The sequence below is a fragment of the Marinomonas sp. BSi20584 genome, assembly GCF_002792415.1.
GTDB classification, from domain to species: domain Bacteria; phylum Pseudomonadota; class Gammaproteobacteria; order Pseudomonadales; family Marinomonadaceae; genus Marinomonas; species Marinomonas polaris.
In genome coordinates this window covers 139,349-165,311 of record NZ_KZ454870.1, presented here as the reverse complement: position 1 = coordinate 165,311, position 25,963 = coordinate 139,349, and the positions used below count along the sequence as shown (strand labels likewise).

Genomic DNA, 25,963 nt, shown 5'->3' with positions numbered 1-25,963 from the left:
TAACTCAGTTGGAGAAACACATGAGTAATACAACTTTCGCGTTCGGTCTTGGCATCGGCTCACAAAACAAAGAAGGCAATTGGTTAGAAGTATTCTACTCAGCACCAAGTCTAAACGTAGAAAAAAATACGCTAGATGCACTTCTAGAAAGCACCAATTACGAAGGTGGTAACAACACACTGATATTAGATGAAAGCGATTTAAATCGCTTACACATGAGCCTTTTAAAAGCTGGCAACATCGAACAAGCAGAATTGGCTTCTCGTCTAAAAGCTTCGACAAAGCCTGTTATTCTTTGTGTTTTAGCAACTGATGAAGCGCCAAGTAATCCTGCTGAAGTCTACTTAAAACTTCAACTGATTTCTCATCGCTTAGTTAAACCGCACAATACAGTATTGGATGGCATGTTTGGCCTATTGATCAATACAGCATGGACAAGCGAAGGCCCTATCGATGTTCGTGAACTAGCTGACCGCCAATTAAGCGCTCGCATGGAAGGACGCACTATCGAAGTATTCAGCGTCGATAAATTCCCTAAAATGCTAAACTTTATCGTCCCTACAGGCATCCGTGTTGGCGATGCTGCGCGCGTTCGTTTAGGTGCACACCTTGCTGAAGGCACTACCGTTATGCATGAAGGCTTTGTAAACTTCAATGCTGGAACGCTAGGCAACAGCATGGTTGAAGGCCGTATTTCTGCAGGTGTTGTTGTAGGTAACGGTTCTGACCTTGGTGGCGGCTGTTCTACTATGGGGACACTATCTGGCGGCGGCAATATTGTTATCGCTGTTGGCGAGAAATGCTTGATAGGCGCGAATGCCGGTATTGGTATTGGCCTTGGCGATCGTTGTATCGTTGAGTCTGGTCTTTATATTACAGCCGGCTCTAAAGTTGCTGTTCTTGATGAAAACAACCAAGTTGTTTCTACTGTAAAAGCTCGCGAACTTTCTGGTCAATCTGATCTATTGTTCCGCCGCAACTCAGCAACTGGCGCAATCGAATGCAAAACCAACAAAACCGCTATTGAATTAAACGAAGCGCTTCACGCTCATAATTAATAGCAGTAAAAAAAACAACCAAAAAGCGCCATTTTGATTACTTTCTAAATGGCGCAATTCGAGGTCAAGAATGATTAAAATATTTGGCATCAAAAACTGTGACACCATGAAAAAAGCTTTTCGCTGGCTCGATGACAACAATCTAGAATACAGTTTTCATGATTATAAAAAAGAAGGCCTAGATGAAGCCACAGCAAAAGCTTGGGTAGACGAACTAGGATGGGAAAACATCATCAATAAGCGTGGCACCACTTGGCGCAAACTGGATGAAGAAACAAAAGGCACTATGGACAATAACAACGCCGTCCATATCATGATGACTCAGCCTTCCATCATTAAGCGCCCTTTACTAGTGGTTAAAGAATCCATTTATTTAGGCTTCGATGCAGAAAATTACGCGCAAAAACTACTTTAGCGCAAAACAGGCGTGTAAATACGTGGTCTTTCTCTATTGGACTTAGGTGCCGACATAGGTGTCACTGTTGGCGTATAACCCGAAGACGAAACATCCGAACGGATCACTGGGACAAAATACGACTCCTGAATAACCGGCTGCTGAAAAAGACTACAGCCAGATGAAATCAAACCCAAAAAAACAACGACACCTAATTTCATAACTCCACCTTTATTTGAATCTCCTGTTATAGTAACAGAATCTTCCATAAGGTAGCGAAAACCAATACAAAGGTAAAGAATGTCTGACTTGTCCCCCACACTAAAACTTGCCCTAGATCTTATTTCTCGCCCGTCTGTCACTCCTGAAGACGCAGGCTGTCAGGATCTAATGATAGAGCGATTGAAAAACATTGGTTTTGAAATCGAATACATGCCCTTCGGTGAAGTAAAAAACTTCTACGCAAAGCGCGGAATATCTGGACCAAATCTTTGCTTTGCGGGGCATACAGATGTGGTGCCAACAGGGCCTGAAGAGGAATGGAAAATACCTCCATTTTCCCCAGCAATTGTCGATGGAATACTATTCGGCCGCGGCGCTGCCGATATGAAAGGTAGCCTTGCCGCTATGGTGACTGCTGCTGAAGATTTTGTAACCAAGCATCCAGATCATGATGGGCAAATTTCTTTTTTGATCACCAGCGACGAGGAAGGCCCTTTTGTAGACGGCACAACTCGTGTTGTGGATGCTCTTATGGAACGAAATGAGAAAATAGACTGGTGTATTGTTGGCGAACCCTCAAGCACCAAAACGCTTGGCGATATTATCAAGAATGGTCGCCGTGGGTCATTCAGTGGCGACTTAACGGTTTACGGTAAGCAAGGCCATGTCGCCTACCCACACTTAGCTGAAAATCCAATACACCTCGCAGCTCCAGCACTTGCTGAAATGGCGAGTGCACATTGGGATGATGGTAACGACTTTTTTCCACCAACCAGCTTCCAGGTATCAAATATTCATTCTGGGACAGGTGCAACTAACGTTGTCCCCGGCAAACTAAACGCTCAGTTCAACTTTCGCTTTTCCTCCGAATTAGACTTTGATGCTATTAAAGTTCGCGTACTTGAAATCTTAGACAGACACAAATTACGCTACGACATTGATTGGACATACAATGGCCTGCCTTTTTTAACTCGCCCAGGCGAATTAGTTGATGCGATTGTTGACGCCGTACAAACAACAGTTAATATCACCCCTGAATTATCCACCTCAGGCGGCACCTCAGACGGTCGATTTATTGCCAAAATGGGTACGCAAGTCGTGGAGCTTGGCCCCATTAATGCCACTATCCATCAAATCAATGAATGCGTTGACGCCGAGAGCTTAAACCAGCTTTCAGAGATTTACGCTCGAATACTTGAGAACCTTTTTACTAAAAAATAGCCTTACAGAGAGCATAGACCAGCATCCAAATGAGAAACGCAATACATAAATTAGCAATGAAATTGGGTAACAACCCTAGAGTTGCACTTATCAAGATGATCCAAGGCGGATTAATTTTCGTCTTTGGCGTTCTGATGCTTATGGTAGCTGATCGTGTTGTCGTTGAGTCTCTTGCTCAAGAGATTATTGCGATATTTGGACTGATACTTGCGGGTTGCGGCGTACTATGGACACTCATTGGCTATTTATCAATGAGCGTTCTCAGAATTTACCACATGATTAAAAAGAAGGATTAGAGCGATGCAAGCCGACATTGAAATATATGTATTGTCCTGCCCGACAGAGAAGATCATTTCCTGGCTAGAAAATACGTTCACTCTAGTCAGAAAAAGTAGCCCATCACCACTCTGCTCAAAAGTCATCATTGCATCTAATGATAACGAAATTGAGGTAACTATTTTAGAGCAAGCAGCAGGCAAGCGCTTTACCTCTATATGGTTCGACTCAGACAAAACCCCTTGGGACGACGACATTGCTTGTGCCAGACAAGCATTCGAATATCTAAACTGTGAAGTACGTTGCAACTTTCAGGGATGGGAAGAGGAAAGCAACCAAGATCCAGACCAATGGTGGCGTATAAATAGCCACGAAGAAGGCCCATTTATTTGGAATTAACTCAACAAATAAAAGCAGCCCCAAAAAGCAAAAATGCGACATAGCAACAATTATAGAGACTTTATACATGCAAATTACACTTCTTAAAGGCAAACTCCATATGGCAAGCGTAACCCAAGCAGAGCTTTGGTATGACGGCTCTTGCGCCATAGATAAGGACCTTGTAGAGCTCGCTGGTTTTAGAGAATTTGAGCAAATCGACATCTATAACGTCGATAACGGCGAGCGCTTTCACACTTACGTAATATTGGCCGAATCTGGCTCTGGTACTATTTCAATGAATGGTGCTGCAGCAAGAAAAGTTCAGGTTGGTGATCGTGTAATCATTGCCGCTTATGGACAAATGAACGAAGCTGAGGCTGATGAGTTCAAACCCAAATTAGTCTATTTAAACAAAGATAATAGTGTTGAACGTACTACTAACACAATTCCTGTACAAAAAGATTAACCCAAACAGTTTTATTTAAGAGCAAGATTACTTTATTGAAGTCAAAAGCTCTTTAATTTAAAGACAAAAAAGGCCGCTTCCAATCAACTTAGAAACGGCCTTTTTTTATGATTATAAATTACGCCAAGACAGCCAACGCCGCTTCGTAATTAGGCTCATCAGCCGTTTCAGCAACTTGCTCTGTATAAATTACAGAACCTTTTTCATCCAATACCACAACAGCACGAGACAAAAGACCGGCAAGAGGGCCAGTTGCAAAAGTAAGACCGTAATCGCCACCAAATGTTGAACGAAAAGTAGATCCTGTATCAACATTATCGATGCCTTCAGCCCCACAAAAACGCGCTGCAGCAAAAGGTAAGTCAGCAGACACGCAAAGCACATTAACGCCTTTCAAAGAAGCCGCAGATTCGTTGAACTTACGAACTGATGTTGCACAAGTCGGCGTATCAACTGATGGGAAGATATTCAACACCAATTTAGCACCCTGATAATCCGCCAATGTAGCGACAGACAAATCCGTTTTAACAAGCTCAAACGCTGGCGCTACAGAGCCTACAACCGGAAGAGAACCAACCGTTTCAAAAGGATTACCTTTTAATGTTACCGTTGCCATAAATACCTCTTAAATCGAATAAAAAAATTAACCGCGGATTATAGATACATTTTCAGCTTGTTTGCCTTTCTCACCTTCAGTGACATAAAAGCGAACCAACTGCCCTTCAACCAAGAAGCGGCGACCACGACCACGGATTGCACGGTAATGAACAAACACATCATCACCATTTTCCATGGTTAAAAAACCAAAACCTTTTGAAGAATTGAACCACTTAACCGTTCCTTGCTCGCGGTCATCATCCTCATCTTCTTCAGACTCAGAATCAAAACCGGTAGAACTGGCCTGGCTGACCATAGCACCGACATAAACAGACACTAGAACAAAGCCAAAATATACTAGGAAATTTGTACCCATCTCTTCTTTCAACACCCCAGCCAAAAGCAGAGGCACGATCAAAGCAATAACAAGGCTGACTATAAATGTGCGCAACGAAAACAAACCGGAACCAACAGAAGACCCTTTATTACGCGAAACATTATCCTGATGATCATTCATAAAAGTATATCTCTTATTAAATTAAATATTATTGTGAAGCAAAGCTATTTATAAAAAAATAAACTCTGTGTTAGTACAAACGTGAATATATGAATATTTTTACTAAACTCTTTCCGAAATCACCATGTGAAGCTAAAGAAGATAGTAGTAAAATACCCAACTTCTTTATGAGAGCAATTTTCACGCCACTCTTACATTCTAAATGACCAATACTTGCGTCATGTTTTTGTATAGAATTGCTCATTAAATACGAATTTAGCCTAGTAAGGTTAACACACAGAAGGTATCTATGAACACCTCACAAATCAATCAACGTATCGACGAATTAGAATTCAAACTACAATTTCAAGAAGACATGATTGATAGTTTAAATCAGGCACTTATCAGTCAGCAAAAAGACATGCTATTGATGAGAGAAAAACTGGTTCTATTAGGAAATCAGCTAGAGTCTTATCGTCAACAACAGCCTATTCATGATGGCGACCGACCACCTCACTATTAATAACTAACATACTAAGTAGAAGGCGAGTCGAGTGACTTTAAAACGTAAATATCAAATCGACCCGACTTCCCTTCCAATTGATAGGTTGGCTCGGCGCTATTTAAAAATGGAGCGCCTTTAGGGCGTTTCACAACCACTCTATATTGAGCTAATCGCATAGCGTAAGGCAATAAACTATCTGCATCTAAATCCTTACCAACCAAATCTCTAAAAAAAGCCATCTCTTTCTTGGCTGCAGCTGATGACTTATCTGTGTGTGGATACATAGGGTCCAAATACACCACATCGAACATTTCACTAGTATCTATAGCAGTTATATCAGCATCTAACAAAGGCATCTTGGCAACGATCTCGGCCACTTCATGATGAAAAGAGGCTCTATACAAACCGTCTTCCAACATAGCCCTCACAAAGCCCACACGCTCACACAGAGAAACTGAGCAACCAAGACAAGCTAACACGAAAGCATCACGCCCCAAGCCCGCTGTCGCATCAAGAACAGATAAATTTGCGCGCTTATTCAACCCAACCGCTTTAGCAATATCTTGCCCTTTTCCACCACCAAATCGTCGTCTATGGTCTACAGTCCCAGAAGTAAAATCTACATAAACTGGTTTGGGCGCCCCTTTTCCAGTTTTAGCAACTGCGATGCCATCTAATGTTTTCAATAAAAGATAATCATATTTAGAAACAAACTTGAGAGGCTCATGCAACAGCAAAAAATCAAGATTCAACGACTTAGCCAATAAGCGAGATTCCGATTCCAAAAACTTATCTGTTGTCGCAACCGCAATAGAATTAAGCAAAAATCTCTCTCCAAAAAAACATCATCAAACAATAATCAAAACACGAGTCACTACATAGTAATAACGCTAAATAAAGCGATTTTTTTATTCGGTTGCAAATAGAAAAAGCCTCTAAATATTAGAAGCTTTTCATCTTAACTAAAAAATTCGCTGCTACTTCAAAGAACAAAGCACTTAATCTAACTAAATATCCTTAAGAATCTAAAGATAAACAATTAATAGAAGGGCTATACCCAAGACTAATCTGTAGACAAAGAACGGAAAAAAACCAATCTTATTAAGCCACTTCAAAAACAGATAGATACAAAGATAGGCGCTGATTGCAGACAGAATAACACCCATAAAGATACTCGCCCAATCGACCGCAATATCTGACGATACAAGTTCAATCGACTTTAAGCCACCAGCAGCCAGTATAAGAGGGATAGACAAAAGAAATGAAAACCGAGCAGCACACTCGCGACTAAAGCCAAGAAAACGAGCCGCCGTCATCGTAATTCCAGAACGAGAAGTTCCAGGAATTAAAGCCAGCGCTTGAGCAAAGCCAATATAGAGCACACTTTTCAAACCAAAATCTTCTTCAGTTTTTTGAGATGCACCATATTTATCTGAAAACCAAAGCAACACACCAAACCCAATGGTTGTGTAAGCAATTACTTCCAAAGAACGTAAATGAGTGCTTATTAAGTCATCAAATAACAAACCTGCAACACAAGCTGGCAAAGTAGCAAGACAGATCCACCAAGCTAAGCGACTATTAGATGTCGAGCGTTTATCTCTAATGGATACACACCAAGCCACCACGATTTGTGCGATGTCTTTTCTAAAATAGCCAACAATGGCTATTAAAGTTCCTACGTGCACAGCAACATCAAATGCCAATCCTTGATCAGGCCAATGCAGTAATTGCGCAGGAAGTATTAAATGAGCAGAACTTGAAATAGGCAGAAACTCTGTTAACCCTTGAATAACTGCCAAAAAAACAATGTGGTACCACAACATATAACTAACGCTTCCCTATACGCGGAGCCTGTTTTTCCCAGCTAATTTCATCCCTTAAATAAGTTGGAATAGCATCATAAGCAGACACCATTTCACCTTTTTTAAATAACAATAGAGCCAATTCAGCAATGCAAGCGGCACGAGGAGCTAAGTCAGTTAAAATATGAGTAGGATGACTAGGAAGTAGCGGTGTTAAAACATCTTCATAGCACCAGCCAGACCCGACTCCATCAAAGCTAGTTGAAAACGCAGACAAAGCCGCAGGCTTAACAACACACTCATCAATTAATGAATCTATTTCATAACACCCTTCTATCTTATTGACACTATAACCACCCATGTAAATTTCGCCCATACGAGCATCAAGAGCGGCCAGCCAATTATTTTTACCAGTCTTTTGAAAACCTTCCAATGACAAGGCTGCAAGCGTCGAAACGGGTATAACAGGTAAATCTGCACCAAAGGCAAGACCTTGTACAACCCCTGCACTGATTCTTAGCCCCGTAAAAGACCCAGGCCCTCGCCCAAAGGCGATCGCATCTAGATCGGATAAAGCTAAACCAGCCTGACTGAGAATCTGGTCTACCATAGGCAAAATCAGATCGTTATGAAGGCGTGGAGCCATGCGGAAGTCTTCCAACACAACCCCATCAATATTCAACGCCACTGAGCAAGCTGGCGTTGATGTATCTAATGCTAAAATAACCGTCATTGAATAATTAAGCCTTTAACGATGCTAATAGGCTTTGTTTAATTTCATTCAAATCACCGATACCATTAACTTTCACAAACTTAGGCGCTGTTGCGCTGTCTGCTTTTAGCCAATCTTGGTAGTAACCAATTAATGGCGCGGTTTGATCGTGATAAACACCTAAGCGTAAACGAACAGTTTCTTCTGTATCGTCTGCACGCTGCACAAGGTCCTCCCCTGTTACATCGTCTTTGCCTTCTACTTTAGGTGGATTATAAACAAGGTGATAAGTACGACCTGATGCTTCATGAACACGACGTCCACTCATGCGTTTTACAATTTCTTCATCAGCCACATCGATTTCTACAACGTAGTCAATTTTAACACCAGCATCTTTCAAAGCATCGGCCTGAGGGATAGTACGCGGAAAGCCATCAAACAAAGCACCGTTTGCACAATCATCTTGAGTCAAACGCTCTTTTACTAAACCAATGATAATATCATCAGAAACAAGCTGACCAGCGTCCATTACCGCTTTGGCTTTTAAGCCCATTTCGCTTCCTGCTTTAACGGCCGCACGCAACATATCCCCTGTAGAGATCTGCGGAATGCCAAACTCTTCCGTAATGAATTGAGCTTGAGTACCTTTACCAGCGCCTGGCGCACCTAATAATATTACTCGCATAAAAAGTCTCCAAAAGACAGCGTTAACTGAATAGCAAGGATGACTGGCACAATGCATCGTCAACGTGCAATTAAGCACGGCAGCAAGGTGAACAGACAAACCAATTGCATACTAAAAAATTGAATGGCCGCCAAGCATACCCAAGCAGCCATCCTTTATGCAAATTTACCTGCCTTTTTTTATCATTTTCTTACTCATACTGAGCATTTATCAACCACATTTGCAATTAGCCCGTATTTTGCATACCACTCGCAATGCCTGCCATGGTAATCATTAAGGCTTTATTCACTTCTGCATTTTCTTCATCTTTTCGACTGCGATACAAAAGCTCTGCCTGCAAATAGTGCAAAGGATCTATATACGGGTTACGCACATCAATAGACTGACGGATGGTTTTATTATCTTCAATGAGTCGCTCTTGCTTCTTAAGCATTTTCACCAGCTCACTCACTTGCTTAAGCTTGCCACGCAACAAACGCCCTAAGCCTTGCAATTCTTCACCCACTAGACGCTTTTCATAATATTCAGCAATCTCAGGTTCTGCTTTTGCCAATACCATATCAAGCATGTCCAAATAAGCACCAAAGAACGGCCATTTTTTGTGCATCTCGCGTAGTTTTTCTAAATTACCAGATTCGACACCCTGCTGTAGGGCACTCTCTGCGCCCAACCATGCGGGCAACATAAGGCGAATTTGCATCCAAGCAAAGATCCAAGGAATGGCACGCAAACTCTCTACACCGCCATCAGAACGACGACGTGCAGGGCGAGAGCCTAAAGGCAACTTGGCTAATTCTTGTTCTGGCGTTGTGGCTCTAAAGTAAGGCACAAAGTCTTCATGACCACGAATAATAGAACGATATTGATTCATCCCCACTTCGGCCATTTCATCCATAATCGCACGCCATTCCTCTTTAGGAGGCTCTGCAGGAATCAAAGACGCCTCCATCACAGCAGAACAGTAAAGTTCCAAAGAACGCACTGCGATATCAGGAATACCGAACTTAAATCGAATCATTTCACCTTGCTCAGTCACTCGAATAGCGCCATTAACAGAACCTGGCGGTTGCGACAAAATTGCTACATGAGCTGGGCCGCCGCCACGACCCACGGTGCCGCCGCGACCATGAAACAAAGTCAGATGGATACCATGCTTTTTACAAAGACGAGTCAGCGCTTCTTGTGCTCGATATTGCCCCCACGTTGCGGCAATTTGTCCAGCATCTTTGGCAGAATCCGAATAGCCTATCATCACTTCTTGGCGGCCGTTGATATAAGACTTGTACCAAGGAATTGAAAATAGCTGTTCGATAATAGGCTCAGCGTTATCCAAATCCGCAAGGGTTTCGAACAAAGGAACAATACGCATAGGAAAACTGACGCCAGACTCTTTTAGCATTAATGCAACTGCCAAAACATCCGATGGCGCACTGGCCATTGAAATAACATAAGAGCCAAACGAATTCTGCTGACCTTGGGAAATCATCGCGAATGTATCGAGCACTTCTTTCACTTCAGCTGTTGGCGTCCACTCCATAGGTAAAAGCGGACGTTTAGAATTCAACTCAGTCAACAAAAAAGCTTGTCGGGACGCTTCATCCCATTCGGCGTAATCACCAAGCCCATAAAAGCGCGTAATAGCAGATAAGGCATCGATATGACGAGAAGCATCTTGGCGAACATCCAAACGAACTAAGGTCGAGCCAAAGGTTGCCGCACAACGAATAAGATCAAGCAGTGACCCATTAGCAATCACCTTCATACCGCAATCTAACAAAGACTGATAGCACAAAATAAGATCATCGGTGAGCTCTTGAATATCAAGAAAAATATCCTCACCGGAAGTTGGTTTACCATCCAAGCATGCTTTCGCCCAGTTTTTGGTCGCCAACATCTTGTTTTCTAGATGTCGTAAGACTTCCCTATAAGGCTGAGTGCTATCGCCTACACGTGCGCGTAGGGCAGCATTACACTGCGTCATAGAAAACTCTGAACGCAGCACATTTAAATCTTTTATATAAAGATCCGCCGCCATCCAGCGAGCTAATAAAGTAACTTCCTTGGTTACTTTATGAGTCACATTCGGATTGCCGTCTCGGTCACCCCCCATCCAAGTTGCAAAGCGAATAGGCGCCAAATCGAGTGGCAAACGGTCTTCTTTTGAAAATTCACTAAATTGCTCATCTAATTGGCGAAAAAAACGTGGAACAGCTTGCCATAAGGATTGCTCAATAACAGCAAAACCCCATTTTGCCTCATCCACAGGCGTAGGACGATCTTCACGAATTTCATCAGTATGCCAAGCCTGAGTGATAATTTCTTTCAGGCGACGGATATGTTTGGTTTCTTCTAATGGCAGGATATTATCTTTATCGAGAGCTTCTAACTCACTGGAAATATTATCGTATTTCCGAATCAGTGAACGACGCACCACTTCCGTAGGATGAGCAGTAAGAACAAGCTCAATCGATTGAGATTGCAATGATGAAATCATTTGCTCTGCAGTAAAGTTCTGCCTAGAAAGACGGGTTAACAAATCGCCAACAGGATTGTGATACACACCTAAACTTTCATTAGTACGGCGGCGATGCACCCGATGATATTGTTCAGCAATATTAGACAAGTTCAAAAATTGATTAAACGCTCTAGCAACTGGCACGATTTCTTTATCATCCAGTGCTTCTAAGGCTTGAATAAGAGCGGCAGAATCACCAGATTGACGTCCATCTTTCGATAGCAATCGGATATTTTCCACTTTTTCTAGGAAACCTTCTCCCAAATGATTGCTCATGCTTTCGCCAAGACAGTCTCCTAGCAACCTAACATTTTCGCGTAATGACGCCTGACTATCACTCACTTCACCCTCCTAATGTTGCCAATAACGCCTTTACAAGCGCCCTATTATCTATCCAACAGATTATTCACTCAACAGATACGCCAGCCTACAAACCTTCGCGTTTGGCCTGATCCCAATAACTATCTAATTCTTTTAAAGAACAATCTGTTAGTTTTTTATTTTGTGCCGACACAAGTGCTTCAATTCTACCAAAGCGCCGACGAAATTTTATATTCGTTTTATTTAATGCCACATCAGGCGAGACCTCAAGATGACGAGCCAAGTTACTGACCGCAAACAGAACATCTCCCACTTCCTCTTCAACATGAAGGTGATTTTGCTCTCTCATCGCCTCTTCAAGTTCATCTAACTCTTCTCTAATTTTGTCAAAAACCGGTGCGACATCTGGCCAATCAAAACCAACTTTAGCGACTTTTTGTTGAATTTTTACTGCTTGCATTAACGCTGGCATAGAGACCGGCACTTCAGCTAACAGACTTTTATCTGTTGGGCCTTTTTCTTGCGCCTTAATCTGTTGCCATTGTTGCGCTATTTGCTGTTCGGTTAGCGTCGTTGGTTCACCAAAACGCGTAATATCGCCATCAGGAAAAACATGAGGATGGCGGCGCAGCATTTTTTCAACAATCCCAGCTGCGATATCATCAAATGTAAAGCGCTGTTCTTCTTCCGCCATTTGTGCATAAAAAATAACTTGGAAAAGTAAATCTCCTAGCTCTTCTTTTAAATGCTCAAAATCTTCACGCTCAATAGCATCTAACACTTCATACGTTTCTTCTAACGTATAAGGTGCAATACTTTTATAAGTCTGTTTTTTATCCCAAGCACAACCAAACTCTTTGTCCCTGAGGCAACTCATCAAATACTGTAGCTGTTTAACCTCGTTACTCAAAAGTCTCTCTCTCTGAAAACATTCAACACGTTAGGTAGCTGATTAATACGATGCAGTAACTTACTCAGCACGCTCAATTCACCCACTTCAATAGTAAAGCGAATGCTTGCCGTGTGGTTCTCTTTGGCAGACAAGGTATTCATCGACAATAGATTTACTTTTTCATTTGCCAGTAAACTAGTGATGTCATTGAGCAAGCCAGTACGATCATAAGCTTCCACCTGTATATTTACAGGGTACTGGTTATCAAGCTCTTCACCCCAGCTAACATCAATAATACGTTCAGGCTCTTCTAAACCTAATTGAACAATATTAATACAATCCTGCCTGTGCACAGACACACCACGACCTTGGGTAATAAAACCAACGATGTCATCCCCAGGAATAGGCGTACAACATTTGGCCATCTGTGTTAATAATTTGCCTACACCTAAGATATGAATATCGTTATCTGAAGACTTATGACGGCTCTTTTTCAAACGAATTGGACGCGGTGTCGCAGTCTCACCATTCAGATTGTAAAAGTCATCAATAACACGCAACACTTTAGATAACTGAATGTCTCCCGCGCCAAGTGCTACGTATACCTCATCAGCATAAGAGAAGTTAAAGCGAGAAGAAATGGCTTGTAAATCGATACGATTATCTTCAAGACCCAGACGTTTCAATTGTTTATCGAGTAAATGCTTGCCGGCATCCAGATTTTTCTCTCGATCTTCTTTTCTAAACCAATTTTGAATCTTGGCTCTGGCGCGATTAGTTTGCACATAACCTAATGTCGGATGCAGCCAATCACGGCTAGGGCCACCCTCTTTAGTGGTGAGAATTTCAACTTTGTCGCCAGTTTTTAAGTGAGTGACTAAGGAAATAATTTTACCATTTACCTTGGCACCACGGCAGCGATGACCAATTTCAGTGTGAACTCGATACGCAAAATCAACCGCAGTCGCATTAATAGGCAAATCGACCACATGACCGTCAGGGGTAAAGACATAAATACGGTCTTGCTCGATGTCGCTGCGAACTTGTTCAGACAAAGATTCCAAATCGCCTTGCACTTCATGGAAGTCTAAAATGGTTCTTAACCACTGCAGTTTTTCTTCGTAGCTGCTGCTATTGGAACTTAAATCCGTACCTTTGTATTTCCAGTGAGCACAAACCCCAAGTTCTGCGTCTTCATGCATTTTGTGGGTACGAATCTGGATTTCAAGCGCACGGCCTTGAGGACCAATAACCGCAGTATGCAATGACTGATAACCATTCGATTTGGGGTTACTGATGTAGTCATCAAATTCCTGAGGAATTGGGCGCCATAAATTATGCACCACACCTAGAACACCATAACATTCCATCGGTTCGTCGACTAAAATACGCACAGCACGAACATCGTATACTTCATCAAAGCCAATGTTTTTGCGCTTCATTTTACGCCAAATACTATAGATGTGCTTTGCTCGCCCCATTAGATCAGCATGAATATTAATGCCTTTTAAACGGTCATCTAGCAGCTCAATAACATCATCAATGTACTGCTGGCGATCAAGACGTTTTTCGTCTAACCAAGTGGCGATACGTTTGTAATCAGTGGGATAAAGATAACGGAAAGAGAGATCTTCTAACTCCCATTTGATATGACCAATACCCAAACGATGGGCCAAAGGCGCATAAACACTTTGCACTTCAAGCGCAACAGCAACACGACGCTCTTCGTTTTGATGCTTGGCTTCTTTAATCGCGCATGCACGCTCAGCGAGTTTAATCAGCACAACTCGTACATCATCAATGATGGAAACCAGCATTTTGCGTAGTGATTCTAGTTGATTTTCACTACTGCCTAACACTTCAGCCGCGGAGTCAGCAGTCAAATTTTTCGAGACTTCACCCATTTTCATCACCCCTTCGACAATCGAAGAGACTTTACGACCAAACATTTCGGTAACACGGGAAATAGGTAATTGATCTTCTCGTACAACACGATATAAGGCGGCGGCTACCAATGAATCTTGGTCTGCTCGAAATCCAGAAAGGATTTCAACCATTTCTAGCCCAGCACGGAAAGTACTCGCTTGTGCCCCCCAATAAGAGGGTCGAGCACATTGTAATTCAGCTTGACGAGCCAACTCACAGGCCATACGCAAAGGAACTCGAGTACTGTCATCAATGAGGTGTGCAAAGTGCCCCATCCAAGCATCAATATCGACACTACCATCCTCTAACACAGGGTGATCTTTTCTTACCGTTACCATTTATCCGCCCTTAAATTTACTTCTTTTTTTGCAATAACATCATCGTTTCTACATGAGAGGTTTGCGGAAACATATCCATCAAACTAACACGTAAAACACGATATCCCTTTGCAACTAAATACTCGGCATCCCTAGCTAAAGTAGAAGCATTGCAAGAAACATACAATATTTGCGTCGGTCCAATTTTTATTATGCTGTCTAAAAACTCAAACGCCCCAGCACGAGGTGGATCCAACAATACTTTGGTAATGGTCTGCTTAAAAAGTTCATTATTCACAGGCTTAGTCAAATCCGCCGCCACAAACGACAGGTTATCCAAACCATTAACTCGCGCATTTTCTCGCGCGGCTTCAACCATAGTTTCTTGTACTTCAACACCAATGACTGATTGTGCATGCTGCGCCAACGGTAAAGAAAAATTCCCCACACCACAAAACAAATCCAATACAACATCTTGCTTACTTGGACTTAACCAGCTCATTGCTTGCGCAACCATCTTTTGATTCATAGTAGCGTTTACTTGAATAAAGTCTTGCGGGTGATATTTCAACCTTAAGTCAACAAGATCATAATAGCGCATTTTTTCAGGCACCACTTCCGCCTTGCCCGCTTTTGGTGCTTGCCAATATAAAGCGACCTGCTCTTTTTCGGCCCAGTCTTCCCATGCATTTTTAAGTTCATCGGATATTGAAGACGTTAGTCGAAACAACACCGAAACACCTTTAGTGTCTTCAAGCAATTCCACATGACCTAGAACACCCGCCAAATCATTTTCTAACAGCGCGAGCTTGAGTGAAAGGAAGATACTTTGCAAATTAGGAGCAAGCACAACACATTGATCAATCGAGATGATTTCTTTAGATGCTTTACCACGAAAACCTAATGCCATACGACCTTTTTTGAGCTCAATCGCAATACGAGCACGCCGACGATAACCCATAGGTTTATCTGATAGCTGTTCAAGTTCTTGAGTTGTAATCAGATTACGCAGTTGTCCTTGCAACCAATCGGCTTTTGCATTTAGCTGTTGCTCATCAGCTAAATGCTGAAAACTACAACCGCCGCAGACATTAAAATGCTGGCAAGAGGGCTCAACTCGATAAACGCTCGGCTCAATGATATTTACTAAAACAGCTTCATCAAAGTTGCGCCCTGCTTTATTAACTTGTGCCTCGACTGTTTCACCTGGTAAAGCACCTTCAATGAAAGTTACTTTACCTTGAAAACGAGCAACGCCTTTTGCTTCATGCGTCAAACCGTCCACTTCGAAGGTCTGTATTGGACCGATAGGCTGTGGCTTAGAGGCTGTTGTTCGACGTAGGGATGTTCTTCTTCTCAAAAGTGGCTCTCTTATTCCCGACTCTCTTTTTGGGATAAATAGGATAAATGCGCGGTTATTCTATCGCATCTGAATACAGAACAGTACGTGAAAGCGAGCCTTAAATAATTGAAAGGTACTGATACCCTGATGAGATGTCACAGACAAAAGTCACTTAGCTATCAAAAACACCTGTCGACAAATATCTATCACCACGATCACAAATAATTGCCACGATCACCGCATTATTGAGCTGTTTAGATAACTCCAATGCAATGGCAACAGAACCACCAGAAGAAACACCACAAAAAATACCTTCTTCTTTTGCTAAACGACGCATCGTCACTTCCGCAGCCTGTTGAGACACATCCATGACAGTATCCACTCGACTTTCATCAAAAATAGACGGTAAATACTCTTTTGGCCAACGACGAATACCAGGAATACTGGAACCGTCTTGTGGTTGCAGTCCAACAATCTGAATGTCTTTATTCTGCTCTTTCAGGTAATGAGAAACACCCATGATAGTCCCCGTGGTTCCCATGGAGCTTACAAAGTGCGTCACTGTGCCTTGTGTTTGCTGCCAAATCTCTGGCCCAGTTGTTAAATAGTGGGCGTTGGGGTTGTCTTGGTTCGCAAACTGATTCAAGACAATACCAACACCTTGATCTTGCATTTCTTGAGCAAGATCTCGCGCTCTTTCCATACCCTCTTCTTTTGTCACCAGATGCAATATTGCCCCATAAGCTGTCATCGCAGACTTACGTTCTTGGCTCATATTGTCAGGCATGATCAAGTGCATTTTATAGCCTTTAATAGCTGCCACCATGGCTAACGCGATACCAGTATTACCACTGGTTGCTTCGATTAAACTATCGCCCGGTTTTATATCACCGCGAAGTTCTGCCTGAAGTATCATATTTAAAGCAGGACGATCTTTTACTGAACCTGCAGGATTTTGTCCTTCAAGCTTTAATAAAACCGTGTTGCTTGGATTTGGGTTGATGCGCTGCAAGCGAACCAAAGGTGTTTGCCCGATTAAGGACTCGATACTAGGGTATTGGATCATAAAAAACTTCATTGACATTGATGACTTAGGGAATGAAACTTAACACTTTAAGCCTATTTAAGAACACTTACGCTAAACAGTACAATAAGAAAGCGTTATAAACTTAGTTTCAATATCGCATTCTAGAGTAAAAGATATGCTCATAACACGCATTTTCACCCTACTTTTGTTATTACTAATGATCAGTAGCTGTGACAAGTCCAACGAAAATCTCACTGGACTGAACAATCTAGAACTCAGAAAAAAGTGGCGTGAGTGTGCTTACATTCGCTCTCCATCTAGCAGCGAACAACATATATGCGGCAACTATGAAAGAGAATGTAATGACCGTAAAGACCAAGGCAATCTATCCTGCTATTAACCAACAGACTAGATTCTTAGTATGAAGAAATCACCTTTCTCAAACCTACCAACTCTAAGACTAAGCAGTAAACTTTTTTGGGCATTATTTGCACCTGTTTTCGTAGTCTCATTGCTAGCTGGCACTTTTCTCTTATCTACTCGCTTTAGTGATCTAAATCGTAATTTATACGAGCACACCTCACATATCACTGAACAAGTCGCTACAACCAGCGAATATGCCATTGTTTTTTCCGACCAAAACATGATGTATCGGATATTACAAAATGCACTAAACAATCAAGATATAAGTAGTGTTCAACTTTTTAATAGCGAACAAAAACTCATAGCAGAACTTGGTAAAGCGCCAGAATCAAGCGACACCAATTTTCCAGAAAATAGCTATATAAAACAATATGATAAATACATAGAATCGATTAGCGCCATTCATTACACCAACAACTCTCTTAATGGCACTTTTAACACTCAAGCAGACTTATTCAACACTGTAGACCAGCGCAGTTTAATCGGCTGGGTAAAAATTGAAGCTAACAAATCAGCAATTCAAATAGAAAAATACCAATACGCCTGCCTGATTATTTTTATTCTGCTTATCTTTAATATACTGGTTATTTTAGGTGCATTTCATCTATCAAGAACATTAACTCTGCCAATAAATAGGCTCTCTTCTGCGCTAAACAAATTGGTTAAAGGTCAATTTTCTAGTGCCAAGTTAATGAAATTACCACCAGAGTACGCAGCACTCCAAAAAGACCTGCTTGATTTAACAGAAAGATTAGAACATCACAATGAAGAACTGATTGCAGGCATTGAGCAGTCAACGGAAGATATTCGCCGTAGCATGGATAGCATGGAAGAAAAAAGTGCGCAGCTACATATAGCAAATCGCGAAGCAATGGAATCAAACCGTTTAAAATCACAATTTCTTGCCAATATTAGCCATGAAGTTCGTACTCCATTAAACGCGATTCTCGGTTATACAAAAACACTGCAGAAAGACATTACAGATACTCAGCAACGACTTTATGTGGACACCATTGAACAATCGACCAATAGCCTACTTACCATCATTGGCGATATATTGGATTTTTCAAAGATTGAGGCTGGTAAGCTCAATCTTGAAAGCAACCACTTCAATCTGAAAACATTATTAGATGATGTATATCAAATCCTCAGCATCAATTTGCTAACGAAAGAAAAACAGATCGATTTAGTACCAGAATTCAACCAGGATGTGCCAGAATGGTTTGTTGGAGACAGCACACGAGTACGCCAAATTTTAACAAATTTGATTGGCAATGCGATTAAGTTTACCCACCAAGGGTCAGTTCGCACAAGGGTATCCATCGCTTCACAAAGCCCACAAGAAATCACTTTATCTTTTCAGATTATAGATACAGGCATAGGTATTGCCGAACATAAAATCAACCGCCTTTTTAAGCCTTTTTCACAAGTAGACACCAGCACCACCAGACAATTTGGTGGAACTGGACTTGGGTTAGTTATTACCAAAAAGCTGGTTGAGCAAATGAATGGCAAAATTGAAGTTAGCAGCGATCCAAGCATAGGCTCAACATTCCGATTCACTATCAATCTAAAAACGTCGCCAAAATTAAGCAATGATAAAAGCGCCCTAAATCGTCATGCAGTGCTACTAGAACCTAGCGCGACTTATAAAAGCTATCTGACCAACTACTTACAAAGCATTGGTGTTAGCTGTACAGCCTGTTCGGACTTAGAACAAATGGTAGCTCTACTAAATAAGCAGCATGACACCATTGACGCTATTCTACTAAGTGTTATGCCTGATGAGCAAAGTGTTGCCGAAGCTCGCGAGCTTATTACCTATTCTACGCAACAATTTTCTATTCCATGTATTTTAATGATTCAGCCTCCCGGCCAAATTGCTCATTATCCTGATTTAAAAGAACTATGTAGTGACATTCTACTTAAACCTATTAGCCATGATCGTCTCTACAACGCATTGCAATACCTTAATAACAGAAACACCTCAACTACACTTCAACACCCCCAACAGCATCAAATAAATGTACTACAGGAAAAAATTAGCGGTCTCAAAATTCTTGCAGTCGATGATTCACCAATAAACTTACAATTACTAAAACACTGGCTAGTCCCTATCGGCATCGAAGTATCTTTAGCCTATAGCGGCCGACAAGCCATCGATATGGCAATGAGCGAAAGCTTTGATCAAATATTTATGGACATACAAATGCCTGAAATGGACGGCATGGAAACCACAAGACAACTCCGACAAATAGAAAACTATAAAAACACACCCATTATTGCACTAACCGCTCACGCCTTAGGGTCTGAACAACAACAAATACTCGCAAGCGGTATGAATGCGTATCTAACTAAGCCTATTAATGAAGAACTTCTTCTTAGTACCATCGAAACTTGGCGCTTAAATACAAAAAGTTTTCAAGATCAAGTAGATGACAAGCTAATTGGTATTTTCGATTTAGAAAAAGCACTTGAAATTGTCGATGGCAAAACCAACATTGCAAAAGAGATGTTTGATATGCTGGCAGACTCATTAGATGCTGAGAAAAAACTCATCCAACATCACTTAGAAAACCAAGACACAGAAAAACTCATTGAAGTAGTACACAGAATACATGGCGCCTCTAAATATACTGGCACCATCAACATTGCACGCCATGCTGGATTTTTAGAAACACACCTAAAAGAGTTAGGCTTGGAAGACGCTGACGGCGTAGCGGAAGACTTTATTGAAGCAATAGAAGAGCTACTAAGCCATAGACAGCTTATTCCTTGGCCTCAGCACTTAGATTCAACTATTTAGACTTAACTATTTAGACTTAACTATTTAGATTCAACTATTTAGACTCAAGAACGACAAAAGCCTGAGCATAAGCTTTTTCATCGGTTAAACTTAGATGCCACGATACAGGGAAGTCATAACGAGCAATGATACTTTCATCAACGGTAAGAACCGGCTGACCAGAAGGCAAGTTACTAACGCTAAAATGCTGAAAACTAACACCTGAACCAATACCTGTTCCCAACGCTTTAACTGCAGCTTCTTTTGCAGCAAAACGCTTCGCAACGTAGGCATTTGCTTTATCTAGATTATTAATTTGTAGCCAACGTTCTTTCTCTGCAGCAGTCAATATCCTATCAATAAATCGCTCACCCAAACGCTCAATTGACTGAGCAATACGAGCAATTTCAACTAAGTCAGTTCCAACTCCGATAATCAAACACTCACCTCTTTATAGAACCAATCTTCACAAAGCACGAAAAATAGGCACTCCTAAATGCCGTTCCCCTTGAAAAGGCTGCTTTGGTAGCAAACGCCTAGAAACAATAGGTTTGCCATTCAACAAACTATCCAACCAATTACGATGTAACTCTTTTGCAAGACTTAAAACTTGCTTATCCATCCACTTGCCAGCATAGTAATCGAGCGCAACTTGCCCTTCGACAAACAACATCGGCATTTGCTTAGGTATCTCACCATAATAGGGTCGTAGACCAAACTTATAATGAAATTGATACAGCTGACGCGCCTCAAGCACCTCACCTCGACCAGTTGATATCATATTAATACCAACACCTAACTCCGAAAACAAACCAACCTCAAAACGTCTTAATAAAGGTGCTATCGGAGCCCCTGCATGCAAGCTTTCAATCAGCCATTTGTAGAGTTCAAAAACATCAGGCAGTGGAAGATTAATCGGTAACAGCTTCTCAAGTAACTCATGCACATAGAGCGCCGCATATAAAGGTAAGCCCTCCAAAGAAGACGCCGACTTTACCGACTCCAAGCTTTTCACCGTTTTTAAGTCGCTGCGGCCAGAAAACTCCATTTCATAACATAAAAAAGGCCCAGGTATGACCCGAGCCTCTTTTTTTGGTAATCGCCATACTCCTCTAATCAAACCCTGCTCAAGTGTTAACATATCAAGCAGGATTTTACTGTCCTGAAAAGGGCGAGTATGAATCACATACGCAGAAACGCGCATCGAAATTATTCTTCCTGATAACCTAAACTGGCTAACGCACGCTCATCATCGGACCAACCAGAACGTATTTTGATCCAGAGATTCAACATCACTTTATGCTGAAATAAATTCTCCATATCAATACGAGCTTCTTTACCGATAAGCTTAATTTTATCGCCACGTTCGCCGATAATTATGCGTTTTTGACCATTTCGCTCAACCAAAATTAACGCACTAATATGAATAGCAGATTCTTCGTAAACAAATTCCTCAATCTGCACAGCCACTTCATAAGGCACTTCTTGGCCAAGCTGACGAGTGATTTTTTCACGCACTATTTCCGCTGCCAAAAATCGTGAGCTACGGTTGGTAATCTGATCTTCAGGGTAAAATTGTACCCCTTCTGGAATATAGCTTTCTACCAAGCGCTCCAAACGATCTAAGTTGTTATTACGCAACGCTGAAATAGGCACTATCTGTGCAAAATTCATACGATCAGATAAGTTAGCCAAACGTGGTAATAGATCTTCTTTCTGATCCAATTGATCCACTTTATTCACTACCAAGATAACAGGGCAGCGCGCATGTTTGACCTTTTGAAGAACTGATTCATCTTCCTCAGTCCAACGATCAGCATCAATAACGAACAACACCACATCAACATCTTTCAATGCCGCTGCTGCAGTTTTATTCATAATACGGTTAATGGCTTTGGTTTCACCTAAATGCAGTCCAGGTGTATCAACATAAATAGCCTGAACGTGACCTTCGGTTTTCACACCAAGAATCTGATCACGTGTTGTCTGTGGCTTACGTGAAGTAATAGATAATTTTTGACCCAAGATGTGATTAAGCAAAGTTGACTTACCCACATTTGGGCGCCCAACAATGGCAATATAACCACAGTGCGTAACTTCAACTTCAGACATCTTTCTTTTCCAGTTTTTTCAATGCTTTTGCAGCTGCATTTTGCTCTGCAATTCGACGGCTATTACCCTTACCTTCAATAAACTCTTCACAGAGTTCAATGTGACAATGAACATAGAAAGTCTGATCATGGGGATCACCTACAATATTAACCACATCATATTGAGGCAACGCATGCTTACGAGCTTGCAAAAATTCTTGTAGACGAGTTTTAGCATCTTTAGTAACAATCTTTAGCGACGTAGCATCCAAACGTTCTTTGTACCACGCTAATATATGCTGGCGACAAACATCCATGCCGGCATCTAAATACATGGCACCTATAATCCCTTCTACGGTATCGGCCAAAATAGAGTCACGTCGAAAACCACCACTCTTCAATTCCCCAGCACCTAGTTTAAGGTAGTCACCCAATTCAAACTCTCTGGCCAATTCAGCTAAAGTATCGCCTTTTACTAACGAGGCTCTCAAACGGCTTAGTTCGCCTTCTTTGGCTTTTGGAAAACGGTGAAAAAGATCTTCCGCTATCACGTAATTAAGAATCGAGTCACCCAAAAATTCAAGGCGCTCATTATTTTTTCCACCAAAACTACGGTGCGTTAGCGCCAGTTCAAGCAGTCCAAGGTCAGCAAAAAAGTAACCAATTCGCCGACTCAGCTTCTGATACAATGAACTCAAAATGTCTCCAAAAATACTTATTCAATCAAACCGTTATTTTTAAAGCTTGGGATACTAAAAAAATTGTCCCAATGCAGCCAAACATAAAAGGCACGACCTTTCATGTTTTCATCTGGGACAAAACCCCAAAATCGGCTATCAGCGCTATTATCTCTATTATCACCCATCACAAAGTAATGCCCTGCTGGTACAGTCCATTCACCTTCATGGGGAGTAAATCGGTAACTATTATAAATATCGTGTTGTACACCACCTAAGTTTTCACTAAACAAGTCTACAGGCTCTTGGTCTGGGTTCAATGACACGGGCAACTTAGCTAAAAACTCTTTACTAACTTGCTGACCATTGATCGTCAAAACCTTATTGTGATAGCTCACTTGATCACCAGGCAGACCAACTAGACGCTTAATGTAGTTTAGACTAGGATCACGAGGATATTTAAAAACAACCACATCCCCACGTTTTGGCTCTGTAGTAGGAATAATAGTTGTATTTAGAACTGGCAAACGAAGACCATAATCAAATTTATTCACCAGAATAAAGTCGCCTATTTTTAACGTTGGCAGCATAGAACCGGATGGAATCTGAAAAGGTTCAACAACAAAAGAACGCAAGCCAAATATAACCGCAATAATAATGAAGTATGACTTCACCTCTACAACGAATTTAGGTGTTTCGGCTAATCTCTGCTGAGCATCTTTACTCAAAGCACTTCGTGTTTCTATCGCCATATTTGCCAAAACGACTTTACGCTTTGGTAAATATACAATGCGGTCGTAAACCCAGAAGACACCTGTCACCAAAAACGCAATGGCCAGTATCAATTCGAAATCAAAACCCATAGTTCATTTCTCCACCAAGGTGTGCATTGGCACACCTGTTGATTATCTGGCTAGCTATCTAGTTGCAAAACCGCAAGGAAAGCAGATTGTGGCACTTCAACGTTACCAACCTGTTTCATACGTTTTTTACCGTCTTTCTGTTTCTGTAACAATTTCTTCTTACGACTCACGTCACCACCGTAACACTTGGCAATAACGTTTTTACGCAGTGCTTTAACCGTGGTACGTGAAATCACTTTCGCGCCAACTGCACCCTGAATCGCCACATCAAACATCTGACGAGGAATCAAGTCTTTCATTTTTTCGCATAGGGCACGGCCTTTAAACTGCACATTATCTTTGTGCATAATAAGCGCCAATGCGTCTACGCGCTCACCGTTGATCAGAATGTCCAAACGACATAGAGGAGCAGCACTAAAGTGAGAAAAGCTGTAATCCAAAGACGCAAAACCACGGCTACACGATTTCAATTTATCGAAGAAATCCATTACCACTTCGTTCATTGGTAATTCGTAACGTAATTGCACTTGTCGACCAACGTATAACATGTCCTTTTGAACGCCACGCTTTTCAATACACAAAGTAATAACGTTACCTAAATATTCCTGTGGCACCAATATATTGGCTTCCACAATAGGCTCACGCATTTCTTTAATGGTACCTGGATCGGGCATTTTTGACGGACTGTCTACATTGATCACGTCACCATTATTCAGTTCAATTTCATACACTACGGTTGGAGCTGTAGAGATCAAATCAAGGTCATATTCACGCTCTAAACGTTCTTGGATGATCTCCATATGCAGCATACCCAAGAAGCCACAACGGAAACCAAAGCCCAAAGCATCGGAGCTCTCTGGTTCAAAAAACAATGACGCGTCATTCAATGTCAGCTTATTCAAAGCGACACGAAAGTCTTCATAATCATCAGAGCTAACAGGGAACAAACCAGCATAAACTTGTGGTTTTACTTTCTTGAAACCCGCTAACTGAGGCACATTAGGCGTCGAAGCATGAGTAATGGTGTCCCCCACTGGTGCACCATGAATGTCTTTAATGCCCGCAACAACGAAGCCCACTTCCCCCGCTCTCAACACGCCAGTTTCTTTACGTTTTGGTGTAAAAATACCTGCCATATCAACAGGGTGAGACTGCTTAGTAGATTTAATATAAATCTTGTCTTTCTTGCGTAAAGTACCCTGTTTGATACGAACAAGAGAAACCACACCTAAGTAATTATCAAACCAAGAGTCGATAATAAGTGCTTGAAGCGGCGCATCGACATCGCCTTCTGGTGGTGGAATGGTCGCAACTAAACGTTCCAGAACATCATCAACACCCATGCCTGTTTTTGCAGAACAAGTCACGGCATTCATCGCATCGATACCAATAATCTCTTCAATCTCAGCACTAACACGTTCTGGTTCAGCCTGAGGTAAGTCGATTTTGTTCAATACTGGCATAACTTCGAGGCCTTGCTCGATTGCGGTATAACAGTTAGCAACAGATTGAGCTTCAACACCTTGCGCAGCATCAACCACTAGCAATGCACCTTCACAGGCAGCAAGTGAGCGAGAAACTTCGTAAGAGAAATCCACGTGTCCAGGCGTATCGATAAAGTTCAATTGATAAACTTGGCCATCTTTCGCATGGTAGTCAAGCGTTACACTTTGCGCCTTGATGGTAATGCCTCGTTCACGCTCGATGTCCATAGAATCGAGAACCTGAGCTGACATTTCTCGTTCGCTCAGACCTTCACAAGTCTGAATAAAGCGATCGGCTAAGGTAGATTTACCGTGGTCAATATGGGCAATTATAGAAAAATTGCGTATGTGCTTAAGATTATTGGAAGACACTATTTACTCACACTTTAAAAGCGATATTTGAATGATTACCTGTTGATAAATGAGTCACATATGCACATTTTTTAGTCTAAATAGCGCATTAGTCAGCTAACATCATCATGC

Annotated in this window: 26 protein-coding genes; 8 read left to right on the top strand and 18 right to left on the bottom strand. The window is 41.6% G+C overall.

Annotated features, from left to right (window positions below; translation table 11 throughout):
- Nucleotides 1-20: 20 nt before the first annotated feature.
- Together dapD and TY87_RS03575 are read left to right on the top strand one after the other, a co-directional pair.
- Nucleotides 21-1,058 (top strand): 2,3,4,5-tetrahydropyridine-2,6-dicarboxylate N-succinyltransferase, encoded by a 1,038-nt coding sequence (dapD, locus tag TY87_RS03580; RefSeq protein WP_100186006.1) that lies wholly within the window; start codon nt 21-23, stop codon nt 1,056-1,058.
- 70 nt (nt 1,059-1,128) lie between these two features.
- Nucleotides 1,129-1,473, top strand: coding sequence for an ArsC family reductase (locus tag TY87_RS03575; RefSeq protein ID WP_072839628.1), 345 nt, complete (start codon nt 1,129-1,131; stop codon nt 1,471-1,473).
- Here the strand turns inward: TY87_RS03575 and TY87_RS03570 are convergent.
- Complete coding sequence (locus TY87_RS03570; RefSeq protein WP_048813947.1) at nt 1,470-1,673, bottom strand: hypothetical protein; 204 nt, start codon at nt 1,671-1,673, stop codon at nt 1,470-1,472. The two genes, TY87_RS03575 and TY87_RS03570, sit on opposite strands and share 4 nt — an antisense overlap.
- A 79-nt stretch (nt 1,674-1,752) precedes the next feature.
- On the opposite strand from TY87_RS03570, the gene dapE reads away from it, so the two are divergent.
- From dapE to panD, 4 genes are all read left to right on the top strand, one after another.
- The gene (gene dapE / locus TY87_RS03565) at nt 1,753-2,895 is read left to right on the top strand and encodes a succinyl-diaminopimelate desuccinylase (RefSeq protein WP_100186005.1); all 1,143 of its coding nucleotides are present in this window, start codon (nt 1,753-1,755) and stop codon (nt 2,893-2,895) included.
- Between the two features lie 29 nt (nt 2,896-2,924).
- Nucleotides 2,925-3,191, top strand: a complete 267-nt coding sequence (locus tag TY87_RS03560) for a hypothetical protein (protein ID WP_012068979.1) — start codon at nt 2,925-2,927, stop codon at nt 3,189-3,191.
- 4 nt (nt 3,192-3,195) lie between these two features.
- Nucleotides 3,196-3,570 (top strand): hypothetical protein, encoded by a 375-nt coding sequence (locus TY87_RS03555; RefSeq protein WP_072839626.1) that lies wholly within the window; start codon nt 3,196-3,198, stop codon nt 3,568-3,570.
- Nucleotides 3,571-3,637: 67 nt separating this feature from the next.
- Nucleotides 3,638-4,018 (top strand): aspartate 1-decarboxylase, encoded by a 381-nt coding sequence (gene panD / locus TY87_RS03550; RefSeq protein ID WP_012068977.1) that lies wholly within the window; start codon nt 3,638-3,640, stop codon nt 4,016-4,018.
- 118 nt (nt 4,019-4,136) lie between these two features.
- Here panD and tpx read toward each other — a convergent pair whose 3' ends face one another.
- Together tpx and TY87_RS22885 are read right to left on the bottom strand one after the other, a co-directional pair.
- Complete coding sequence (tpx, locus tag TY87_RS03545) at nt 4,137-4,634, bottom strand: thiol peroxidase (RefSeq protein WP_072839625.1); 498 nt, start codon at nt 4,632-4,634, stop codon at nt 4,137-4,139.
- Between the two features lie 27 nt (nt 4,635-4,661).
- Nucleotides 4,662-5,132, bottom strand: a complete 471-nt coding sequence (locus tag TY87_RS22885) for a cold-shock protein (protein ID WP_100186004.1) — start codon at nt 5,130-5,132, stop codon at nt 4,662-4,664.
- A gap of 289 nt (nt 5,133-5,421) precedes the next feature.
- On the opposite strand from TY87_RS22885, the gene TY87_RS03535 reads away from it, so the two are divergent.
- Nucleotides 5,422-5,634, top strand: a complete 213-nt coding sequence (locus tag TY87_RS03535; protein WP_100186003.1) for a SlyX family protein — start codon at nt 5,422-5,424, stop codon at nt 5,632-5,634.
- Between the two features lie 11 nt (nt 5,635-5,645).
- On the opposite strand, the gene TY87_RS03530 is transcribed toward TY87_RS03535, so the two are convergent.
- The 9 genes from TY87_RS03530 to cysM all read right to left on the bottom strand — a co-directional run bounded on the left by TY87_RS03530 (nt 5,646) and on the right by cysM (nt 17,197).
- Nucleotides 5,646-6,440: a class I SAM-dependent methyltransferase gene (locus tag TY87_RS03530; RefSeq protein ID WP_100186002.1), complete on the bottom strand. Its 795-nt coding sequence runs from the start codon at nt 6,438-6,440 to the stop codon at nt 5,646-5,648.
- A 201-nt stretch (nt 6,441-6,641) separates the two neighbouring features.
- On the bottom strand, nt 6,642-7,442 hold the full coding sequence (locus TY87_RS03525) for an undecaprenyl-diphosphate phosphatase (RefSeq protein ID WP_072839621.1): 801 nt from the start codon (nt 7,440-7,442) through the stop codon (nt 6,642-6,644).
- Nucleotides 7,443-7,446: 4 nt separating this feature from the next.
- On the bottom strand, nt 7,447-8,154 hold the full coding sequence (tsaB, locus tag TY87_RS03520) for a tRNA (adenosine(37)-N6)-threonylcarbamoyltransferase complex dimerization subunit type 1 TsaB (protein ID WP_072839620.1): 708 nt from the start codon (nt 8,152-8,154) through the stop codon (nt 7,447-7,449).
- A 7-nt stretch (nt 8,155-8,161) separates the two neighbouring features.
- Nucleotides 8,162-8,818 carry an adenylate kinase gene (gene adk / locus TY87_RS03515; RefSeq protein ID WP_100186001.1) on the bottom strand — a complete coding sequence of 219 codons (657 nt, stop codon included), beginning with the start codon at nt 8,816-8,818 and terminating at the stop codon, nt 8,162-8,164.
- A gap of 226 nt (nt 8,819-9,044) precedes the next feature.
- On the bottom strand, nt 9,045-11,675 hold the full coding sequence (gene ppc / locus TY87_RS03510) for a phosphoenolpyruvate carboxylase (protein ID WP_100186000.1): 2,631 nt from the start codon (nt 11,673-11,675) through the stop codon (nt 9,045-9,047).
- Nucleotides 11,676-11,760: 85 nt separating this feature from the next.
- Nucleotides 11,761-12,564, bottom strand: coding sequence for a nucleoside triphosphate pyrophosphohydrolase (gene mazG / locus TY87_RS03505; protein WP_100185999.1), 804 nt, complete (start codon nt 12,562-12,564; stop codon nt 11,761-11,763).
- Nucleotides 12,561-14,810 carry a GTP diphosphokinase gene (gene relA, locus TY87_RS03500; RefSeq protein WP_072839617.1) on the bottom strand — a complete coding sequence of 750 codons (2,250 nt, stop codon included), beginning with the start codon at nt 14,808-14,810 and terminating at the stop codon, nt 12,561-12,563. The genes mazG and relA overlap by 4 nt, the downstream gene beginning before the upstream one ends.
- A gap of 16 nt (nt 14,811-14,826) precedes the next feature.
- Entirely contained in the window at nt 14,827-16,149 is a 1,323-nt protein-coding gene (rlmD, locus tag TY87_RS03495) for a 23S rRNA (uracil(1939)-C(5))-methyltransferase RlmD (RefSeq protein WP_100185998.1), read from the bottom strand.
- Nucleotides 16,150-16,303: 154 nt separating this feature from the next.
- A complete protein-coding gene (gene cysM / locus TY87_RS03490) occupies nt 16,304-17,197 on the bottom strand; it encodes a cysteine synthase CysM (RefSeq protein WP_072839616.1) in 894 nt (297 codons plus the stop codon).
- 382 nt (nt 17,198-17,579) lie between these two features.
- On the opposite strand from cysM, the gene TY87_RS03485 reads away from it, so the two are divergent.
- Nucleotides 17,580-20,387 carry a response regulator gene (locus TY87_RS03485; RefSeq protein WP_100185997.1) on the top strand — a complete coding sequence of 936 codons (2,808 nt, stop codon included), beginning with the start codon at nt 17,580-17,582 and terminating at the stop codon, nt 20,385-20,387.
- Nucleotides 20,388-20,421: 34 nt separating this feature from the next.
- Here the strand turns inward: TY87_RS03485 and acpS are convergent, their stop codons facing one another.
- The 6 genes from acpS to lepA are packed head-to-tail and all read right to left on the bottom strand — an operon-like array spanning nt 20,422 to nt 25,852.
- Entirely contained in the window at nt 20,422-20,805 is a 384-nt protein-coding gene (gene acpS / locus TY87_RS03480) for a holo-ACP synthase (protein WP_100185996.1), read from the bottom strand.
- Between the two features lie 27 nt (nt 20,806-20,832).
- On the bottom strand, nt 20,833-21,570 hold the full coding sequence (recO, locus tag TY87_RS03475) for a DNA repair protein RecO (RefSeq protein WP_072839613.1): 738 nt from the start codon (nt 21,568-21,570) through the stop codon (nt 20,833-20,835).
- A 5-nt stretch (nt 21,571-21,575) separates the two neighbouring features.
- The gene (era, locus tag TY87_RS03470) at nt 21,576-22,478 is read right to left on the bottom strand and encodes a GTPase Era (protein ID WP_072839612.1); all 903 of its coding nucleotides are present in this window, start codon (nt 22,476-22,478) and stop codon (nt 21,576-21,578) included.
- On the bottom strand, nt 22,471-23,154 hold the full coding sequence (rnc, locus tag TY87_RS03465) for a ribonuclease III (RefSeq protein WP_072839611.1): 684 nt from the start codon (nt 23,152-23,154) through the stop codon (nt 22,471-22,473). Before rnc ends, era begins: the two co-directional genes overlap by 8 nt.
- Before the next feature lie 17 nt (nt 23,155-23,171).
- Nucleotides 23,172-23,996, bottom strand: coding sequence for a signal peptidase I (gene lepB, locus TY87_RS03460; protein WP_072839610.1), 825 nt, complete (start codon nt 23,994-23,996; stop codon nt 23,172-23,174).
- Between the two features lie 50 nt (nt 23,997-24,046).
- On the bottom strand, nt 24,047-25,852 hold the full coding sequence (gene lepA, locus TY87_RS03455; protein WP_072839609.1) for a translation elongation factor 4: 1,806 nt from the start codon (nt 25,850-25,852) through the stop codon (nt 24,047-24,049).
- Between the last annotated feature and the right edge of the window lie 111 nt (nt 25,853-25,963).

Coding starts and splice junctions, on each gene's coding strand:
- dapD (WP_100186006.1), top strand. CDS start 21: ATGAGTAATACAACTTTCGCGTTCGGTCTTGGCATCGGCTCACAAAAC.
- TY87_RS03575 (WP_072839628.1), top strand. CDS start 1,129: ATGATTAAAATATTTGGCATCAAAAACTGTGACACCATGAAAAAAGCT.
- TY87_RS03570 (WP_048813947.1), bottom strand. CDS start 1,673: ATGAAATTAGGTGTCGTTGTTTTTTTGGGTTTGATTTCATCTGGCTGT.
- dapE (WP_100186005.1), top strand. CDS start 1,753: ATGTCTGACTTGTCCCCCACACTAAAACTTGCCCTAGATCTTATTTCT.
- TY87_RS03560 (WP_012068979.1), top strand. CDS start 2,925: ATGAGAAACGCAATACATAAATTAGCAATGAAATTGGGTAACAACCCT.
- TY87_RS03555 (WP_072839626.1), top strand. CDS start 3,196: ATGCAAGCCGACATTGAAATATATGTATTGTCCTGCCCGACAGAGAAG.
- panD (WP_012068977.1), top strand. CDS start 3,638: ATGCAAATTACACTTCTTAAAGGCAAACTCCATATGGCAAGCGTAACC.
- tpx (WP_072839625.1), bottom strand. CDS start 4,634: ATGGCAACGGTAACATTAAAAGGTAATCCTTTTGAAACGGTTGGTTCT.
- TY87_RS22885 (WP_100186004.1), bottom strand. CDS start 5,132: ATGAATGATCATCAGGATAATGTTTCGCGTAATAAAGGGTCTTCTGTT.
- TY87_RS03535 (WP_100186003.1), top strand. CDS start 5,422: ATGAACACCTCACAAATCAATCAACGTATCGACGAATTAGAATTCAAA.
- TY87_RS03525 (WP_072839621.1), bottom strand. CDS start 7,442: ATGTTGTGGTACCACATTGTTTTTTTGGCAGTTATTCAAGGGTTAACA.
- tsaB (WP_072839620.1), bottom strand. CDS start 8,154: ATGACGGTTATTTTAGCATTAGATACATCAACGCCAGCTTGCTCAGTG.
- adk (WP_100186001.1), bottom strand. CDS start 8,818: ATGCGAGTAATATTATTAGGTGCGCCAGGCGCTGGTAAAGGTACTCAA.
- relA (WP_072839617.1), bottom strand. CDS start 14,810: ATGGTAACGGTAAGAAAAGATCACCCTGTGTTAGAGGATGGTAGTGTC.
- cysM (WP_072839616.1), bottom strand. CDS start 17,197: ATGATCCAATACCCTAGTATCGAGTCCTTAATCGGGCAAACACCTTTG.
- TY87_RS03485 (WP_100185997.1), top strand. CDS start 17,580: ATGAAGAAATCACCTTTCTCAAACCTACCAACTCTAAGACTAAGCAGT.
- recO (WP_072839613.1), bottom strand. CDS start 21,570: ATGCGCGTTTCTGCGTATGTGATTCATACTCGCCCTTTTCAGGACAGT.
- era (WP_072839612.1), bottom strand. CDS start 22,478: ATGTCTGAAGTTGAAGTTACGCACTGTGGTTATATTGCCATTGTTGGG.
- lepB (WP_072839610.1), bottom strand. CDS start 23,996: ATGGGTTTTGATTTCGAATTGATACTGGCCATTGCGTTTTTGGTGACA.